Source organism: Micrococcus sp. GbtcB5 (assembly GCF_019091605.1).
GTDB classification, from domain to species: domain Bacteria; phylum Actinomycetota; class Actinomycetes; order Actinomycetales; family Micrococcaceae; genus Micrococcus; species Micrococcus luteus.
In genome coordinates, this window is the sequence record NZ_JAGXJK010000006.1 from 99,307 (window position 1) to 105,306 (window position 6,000).

The 6,000-nt window shown below is 70.6% G+C and carries 7 protein-coding genes and 1 pseudogene; all 8 read left to right on the forward strand.

The features are described 5' to 3' along the window. Positions 1 to 69 precede the first annotated feature (69 nt). Positions 70 to 438 (forward strand): 30S ribosomal protein S13, encoded by a 369-nt coding sequence (gene rpsM / locus KVS67_RS03580; RefSeq protein WP_017487821.1) that lies wholly within the window; start codon positions 70 to 72, stop codon positions 436 to 438. 83 nt (positions 439 to 521) lie between these two features. Continuing rightward, positions 522 to 926 (forward strand): 30S ribosomal protein S11, encoded by a 405-nt coding sequence (rpsK, locus tag KVS67_RS03585; RefSeq protein WP_002857513.1) that lies wholly within the window; start codon positions 522 to 524, stop codon positions 924 to 926. A 132-nt stretch (positions 927 to 1,058) separates the two neighbouring features. Next, positions 1,059 to 2,057: a DNA-directed RNA polymerase subunit alpha gene (locus tag KVS67_RS03590; RefSeq protein WP_063188724.1), complete on the forward strand. Its 999-nt coding sequence runs from the start codon at positions 1,059 to 1,061 to the stop codon at positions 2,055 to 2,057. A 75-nt stretch (positions 2,058 to 2,132) separates the two neighbouring features. Continuing rightward, complete coding sequence (gene rplQ / locus KVS67_RS03595) at positions 2,133 to 2,861, forward strand: 50S ribosomal protein L17 (RefSeq protein WP_041103274.1); 729 nt, start codon at positions 2,133 to 2,135, stop codon at positions 2,859 to 2,861. A gap of 117 nt (positions 2,862 to 2,978) precedes the next feature. Further along, positions 2,979 to 3,872 (forward strand): tRNA pseudouridine(38-40) synthase TruA, encoded by an 894-nt coding sequence (locus tag KVS67_RS03600; RefSeq protein WP_063188719.1) that lies wholly within the window; start codon positions 2,979 to 2,981, stop codon positions 3,870 to 3,872. 277 nt (positions 3,873 to 4,149) lie between these two features. Next, positions 4,150 to 4,593 (forward strand): 50S ribosomal protein L13, encoded by a 444-nt coding sequence (gene rplM, locus KVS67_RS03605; protein ID WP_063188721.1) that lies wholly within the window; start codon positions 4,150 to 4,152, stop codon positions 4,591 to 4,593. A gap of 41 nt (positions 4,594 to 4,634) precedes the next feature. Then, on the forward strand, positions 4,635 to 5,123 hold the full coding sequence (gene rpsI / locus KVS67_RS03610) for a 30S ribosomal protein S9 (RefSeq protein WP_036317791.1): 489 nt from the start codon (positions 4,635 to 4,637) through the stop codon (positions 5,121 to 5,123). Positions 5,124 to 5,323: 200 nt separating this feature from the next. Then, positions 5,324 to 5,921, forward strand: a pseudogene (locus KVS67_RS03615) (polyphosphate kinase 2); the annotation flags it as partial. Positions 5,922 to 6,000 lie beyond the last annotated feature (79 nt).

The following is a 6,000-nucleotide window of genomic DNA, read 5'->3' on the forward strand; positions in this document are numbered from 1 at the left end:
CCCAGTGCCGCGTCGTACGGGACGTCCCTGGTGCAGACCCCTGCTGCAGAAGAACAGGAGGACGGCCACATGGCTCGTCTTGCAGGCGTTGACATTCCGCGCGAGAAGCGCGTGATCATCGCACTCACGTACATCTACGGTGTGGGCAAGACCCGCGCTGAGGAGACCCTCGCCGCCACGGGCATCGACCCGAACATCCGCGTGAAGGACCTCTCCGACGAGCAGCTGGTGCAGCTGCGCGACCACATCGAGGGCAGCTACAAGGTGGAGGGCGACCTCCGCCGCGAGGTGGCCGCCGACATCCGTCGCAAGGTGGAGATCGGCTCCTACGAGGGCCTGCGCCACCGCCGCGGCCTGCCGGTGCGCGGCCAGCGCACGAAGACCAACGCCCGTACCCGCAAGGGCCCCAAGAAGACGGTCGCCGGCAAGAAGAAGTGATCCTGCGCCGGCGGTGACCGCGTCCACGTCCGGACGCCCCGCCCGCAGCATCAGCACCAGCAGCTTTCCCGGAGGAGAATCACATGCCCCCCAAGACTCGCGCATCGGCTGCCCGCAAGCCGCGTCGCAAGGCCAACAAGAACATCACCGTGGGCCAGGCCCACATCAAGAGCACGTTCAACAACACCATCGTGTCCATCACGGACACCACGGGTGCCGTCATCTCCTGGGCCTCGTCCGGCGAGGTCGGCTTCAAGGGGTCGCGCAAGTCGACCCCGTACGCCGCGCAGATGGCCGCCGAGCAGGCCGCCAAGCGTGCGCAGGAGCACGGCATGAAGAAGGTGGACGTCTTCGTGAAGGGTCCGGGCTCGGGCCGCGAGACCGCCATCCGCTCCCTGCAGGCCGCCGGCCTCGAGGTGGGGTCCATCCAGGACGTCACCCCCATGGCCCACAACGGCGCTCGCCCGGCGAAGCGCCGCCGCGTCTGACCTGAGCGCTGTGTCCGCGTCCGTCCCCGCCCGGGGCGGGCGCGGACAGGTCTGCGGACCTGCCCCCACCCCGTCCTCGTTTCCACCCACCGCGTGCGTCATATGGCGGACGCTCGCCGAAAGGAAATGTCCGTGCTCATTGCACAGCGCCCCACGCTGACCGAAGAGGTCGTCTCCGACCGTCGTTCCCGGTTCGTCATCGAGCCCCTGGAGCCCGGCTTCGGCTACACCCTCGGCAACTCCCTGCGCCGCACTCTGCTCTCGTCGATCCCCGGTGCTGCCGTGACCAGCATCCGCGTGGACGGCGTGCTGCACGAGTTCAGCTCCGTCAACGGAGTCAAGGAGGATGTCACCGAGATCATCCTCAACATCAAGAAGCTCTCCGTCTCCTCGGAGAACGACGAGCCCGTGGTGGCCTACCTGCGCAAGCAGGGGGCCGGCGTCGTCACCGCCGCGGACATCACCGCGCCGGCCGGCGTCGAGATCCACAACCCGGACCTGCACATCGCGACCCTGAACGCGAAGGGCAAGTTCGACATGGAGCTGACCATCGAGCGCGGTCGCGGCTACGTGACCGCCGCCCAGAACAAGTCCGCGGACGCGGAGATCGGCCGTATCCCGGTCGACTCCATCTACTCGCCGGTCCTCAAGGTGACCTTCAAGGTCGAGGCCACCCGTGTGGAGCAGCGCACCGACTTCGACCGTCTGATCCTGGACGTGGAGACCAAGGAGAACATGCTGCCGCGTGACGCGGTGGCCTCTGCCGGCTCCACCCTGGTCGAGCTGTTCGGCCTGGCCCGCTCGCTCAACGTCGAGGCCGAGGGCATCGACCTGGGTGACGAGCCCGAGGTCGTCGAGGGCTCCGCCGACCTGGCCCAGCCGATCGAGGAGCTCGAGCTCACCGTGCGCTCGTACAACTGCCTCAAGCGCGAGGGCATCCACACCGTGGGCGAGCTCGTGGGCCGTTCCGAGGCCGACCTGATGGACATCCGCAACTTCGGCGCGAAGTCCATCGACGAGGTCAAGGAGAAGCTCCAGGAGCTGGGCCTGTCCCTCAAGGACTCGCCGGCCGGCTACGACCCGCAGGCGCACGCGCGCCAGATGGACGACGACCCGTTCTCGGACTTCTGAGCCGATTCCGCACCACCTGACATCTTCGACCCGACGCCGCAGCCGGCTGAAGGGTCCCACCCGAGGAGAAACACCATGCCTACCCCCACCAAGGGTCCGCGTCTGGGCGGCAGCCCGGCCCACGAGCGCATCATGCTGGCGAACATGTCCGCCCAGCTGTTCGAGCACAAGTCGATCACCACGACGCTCACCCGCGCCAAGCGCCTGCGCCCGTACGCCGAGCGCCTGATCACCTTCGCCAAGAAGGGCGATCTGCCGGCCCGCCGCAAGGTGCAGGGTCTCATCGCCGCCAAGAACCGCACTAACAAGGCGGTCGTGCACGAGCTGTTCACCGTGATCGGCCCGGCGATGGCCGAGCGCAACGGCGGCTACACCCGCATCACCAAGATCGGCAACCGCCAGGGCGACAACGCGCCCATGGCCGTGATCGAGCTGATCATGGACCCGATCTCCGGCAAGCAGGCCGTGGTGCGTGAGGCCGAGCAGGCCGCCGCGTCCGCGCCGGCCGCGCCGGCCGAGTCCACCCCGGTGGAGGCCGTCGACCCGGCCGCCACCGAGGAGGTCACCGTGGCCGAGTCGCAGGAGGCCGCCGCCGAGATCGACGGCGCCGTGCCCACCAACGAGGACGGCTCGGCTCCGGCCGAGGCCACCATCAAGGGCAACGCCAGCTCGAAGAAGTACCACGTCCCCGGCTCGCGCTGGTACGACCAGACCACCGCCGAGGTCTGGTTCTCCACCGTCGAGGAGGCCAAGGCCGCGGGCTTCGAGCCCGCCGGTGGCGAGGCCGCCCAGAAGATGGCCTGACGCCATCGCGTGAGTCCGCGTCCGTCCCCGTGACGACGCCCCGGCGAGGGCCGTCCACCACCCGGTGGGCGGCCCTTCGCCGTCCCCGGCCCCGCCCCGACCCGCTTGAGGAGCAGCATGAGCGAGCAGCACCGCCCGGACGTCCCGCCGGCACCCGGGGATCCCGCATCCGTGCGAGTCCGCCTGGACCTGGCCTACGACGGCGGCGCCTTCCACGGCTGGGCTCGCCAGCCCGGTCTCGACTCGGTCCAGGGTGCGCTGGAGGACGGGCTCGAGCGGATCCTGCGCCGGCCCGTGCGCACGGTGGTCGCCGGCCGCACCGACGCGGGGGTGCACGCGCGCGGCCAGGTCGTCCACCTCGACCTGACCGAGACGGAGTGGGCGGGCCTGACCCGCGGCCGGCCCGGCCTGGAGCCGGCCACCTCCCTCACCCGCCGCCTCGGCGGGGTGCTCTCCGGGTGGGGCGGGGCCGTCGTCGTGCACGGGGCGCGGCGGGCTCCCGCGGGCTTCGACGCGCGGTTCAGCGCGCTGTGGCGCGAGTACGAGTATCGGATCGACGACGCTCCCACCGCGCGTGATCCGCGCACGCGGGGCTTCACCCACTGGCACGGCGCCGCCCTGGACGATCGCCTCATGGCCCTGGAGGCCGACGCCGTCCTCGGACTGCACGACTTCCTGTCCTTCTGCCGGCCCCGCGAGGGCGCCACGACCATCCGCGAGGTCCAGCACCTGGAGGTGCGACGCGATGAGGACGGCGTCGTGGGCATCCGGATCCGGGCCGACGCGTTCTGCCACAACATGGTCCGGGCGATCGTCGGGGCGCTGCTGCAGGTGGGGGAGGGGGCCCGCGAGCCCGGCTGGCTCGCGCACCGGGTGGCGAGGCCGGCCCGCGACTCCGAGGTGCGCCTCGCCCCGCCCGGGGGGCTGACGCTGCTCGCCGTCGGCTATCCCGACGAGGCGGAGGAGCTGCGCCGGCGCGCCGAGGGCACCCGGGCGAAGCGGACCCTGTGAGCCGGGGTCGCCCGCGGCGACGGCTTTTGGCTCCGGGGCCCGCGTTCGGTAGGATGGGTGGACGTTGCGCATGCCCGCACCCGGATGCGTCGTGCCGCGAGTGGCTCAGTTGCATGGCCTTCAGCTCGCGCCGCACCCCCGGGGCATCGGGCCCGGACGCCTTCCAGCCCTCACCTGGGGGACCGGCGCGCACGGAGAACTGACAGCGCGAGCGCGCCGGAATCACGACCCGGCGGGCAGGTGCTGTGGACCACCACCGACCCTGAAGGCAGACAACGTGCGTACGTACTCTCCCAAGCCTGGTGACGCCGACCGTCAGTGGCACATCATCGATGCCACCGACGTCGTCCTCGGCCGCCTGGCCTCCCACACCGCCGCCCTCCTGCGCGGCAAGCACAAGCCGACGTTCGCCCCCCACATGGACATGGGCGACTACGTCATCATCGTGAACGCCGAGAAGGTCGCCCTCACCGGCGCCAAGCTCGAGAAGAAGCGCGCCTACCGCCACTCGGGCTACCCGGGCGGCCTGAAGTCGCAGTCCTACGCCGAGCTGCTCGAGACCAACCCGGTCCGCGCCGTGGAGAAGGCCGTCAAGGGCATGCTCCCGAAGAACTCGCTGGCCGCCCAGCAGCTCTCCAAGCTGAAGGTGTACAGGGGCGCCGAGCACCCGCACACCGCCCAGCAGCCCCAGACCTTCGAGATCGGCCAGGTCGCCCAGTGACCCCGGCGGGCCACTGACGCAGACCTTCCCTGAGGAGAACCATGAGCATCAACGAGAACGACGACGTGGAGCTGACGAGCTACACCTCTGAGTCCACCGCCGCCGCCGAGGCCCCCGTCGCCTCCGAGCGCCCGGCCCTGACCGTGCCCGGCTCCGCCGTCGGCCGCCGCAAGGAGGCCGTGGCCCGCGTGCGCCTCGTCCCCGGCTCCGGCCAGTGGACCATCAACGGCCGCGCCCTGGAGAACTACTTCCCCAACAAGCTGCACCAGCAGGAGGTCTCCGACCCCTTCACGCTGCTGGAGCTGACCGGCGCCTACGACGTGATCGCCCGCATCCACGGCGGCGGCCCCTCCGGCCAGGCCGGTGCGCTGCGCCTGGGCATCTCCCGCGCCCTCAACGAGATCGACCGCGAGCACAACCGCCCGGCGCTCAAGAAGGCCGGCTTCCTGACCCGTGACGCCCGCGTCATCGAGCGCAAGAAGGCCGGCCTCAAGAAGGCCCGCAAGGCCTCGCAGTTCTCGAAGCGCTGATCCTGCGCCGCACGGTGTCCCCACCGTGCCCCCGCCGACGCCCCGTCCCGCTCCTCACGAGCGGGGCGGGGCGTTCGCCGTCTCCGTGGGCCGGCGGCACCTGACCCAGAGGCAAAACGATGACGCATGGCGACGACGCCCTGACGGGCCGCTCGCCCGTCCGGTGCGCGGTCCGGTCGAAGACACCCTCAGGAGCCGCCGTGGCCGAGAACATGAGTCCTACGCCTGACCCCGCACCCGTGGCGAGCACGGCGTGGAGCACGCCGCGCAGGACCCCTTCGCCGTGACCCGTGACGACGCCGCCGAGGTGGACGAGATCCGGGAGCTCGGCCGCACGCTCGGCGGGGAGAAGAAGACCCCACCCCGGACCCGCAGGCCTGGCGTGAGGGCTACCCGTACAAGCCCAAGCTCAGCCTCAAGAGCGACGGGCGACGCAAGCGTGAGCTGCAGATCGAGCTGCTGAAGATGCAGCTCTGGGTCAAGCAGACCGGCCAGAAGGTCCTGATCATCGTCGAGGGCCGCGACGCCGCCGGCAAGGGCGGCGCCATCAAGCGCTTCAACGAGCACCTCAACCCCCGCGGCGCCCGGACCGTGACCCTGGAGAAGCCCACGGAGGAGGAGGCCCCGCAGTGGTACTTCCAGCGCTACATCCAGCACCTCGAGTTCATGCGCGAGACCCCTGAGCTGGAGCGCATGCTCGTCAACTCCGGCGTGCACATCATCAAGTTCTGGTTCTCCGTGTCCCAGCGTGAGCAGCTCAACCGCTTCGCCGCGCGGGAGACCGACCCCGTGCGTCGCTGTGTAAGCGGCCATGAAAAGCTGCCCATAGGTGGCCAGGGAATGACCCGCTGACGGCCATGAGGACTGCCCAGTGATG

Excerpts from the sequence above, each read along its gene's own strand:
- rpsM (WP_017487821.1), top strand. The coding sequence starts at position 70 with ATGGCTCGTCTTGCAGGCGTTGACATTCCGCGCGAGAAGCGCGTGATC.
- rpsK (WP_002857513.1), top strand. The coding sequence starts at position 522 with ATGCCCCCCAAGACTCGCGCATCGGCTGCCCGCAAGCCGCGTCGCAAG.
- rplQ (WP_041103274.1), top strand. The coding sequence starts at position 2,133 with ATGCCTACCCCCACCAAGGGTCCGCGTCTGGGCGGCAGCCCGGCCCAC.
- KVS67_RS03600 (WP_063188719.1), top strand. The coding sequence starts at position 2,979 with ATGAGCGAGCAGCACCGCCCGGACGTCCCGCCGGCACCCGGGGATCCC.
- rpsI (WP_036317791.1), top strand. The coding sequence starts at position 4,635 with ATGAGCATCAACGAGAACGACGACGTGGAGCTGACGAGCTACACCTCT.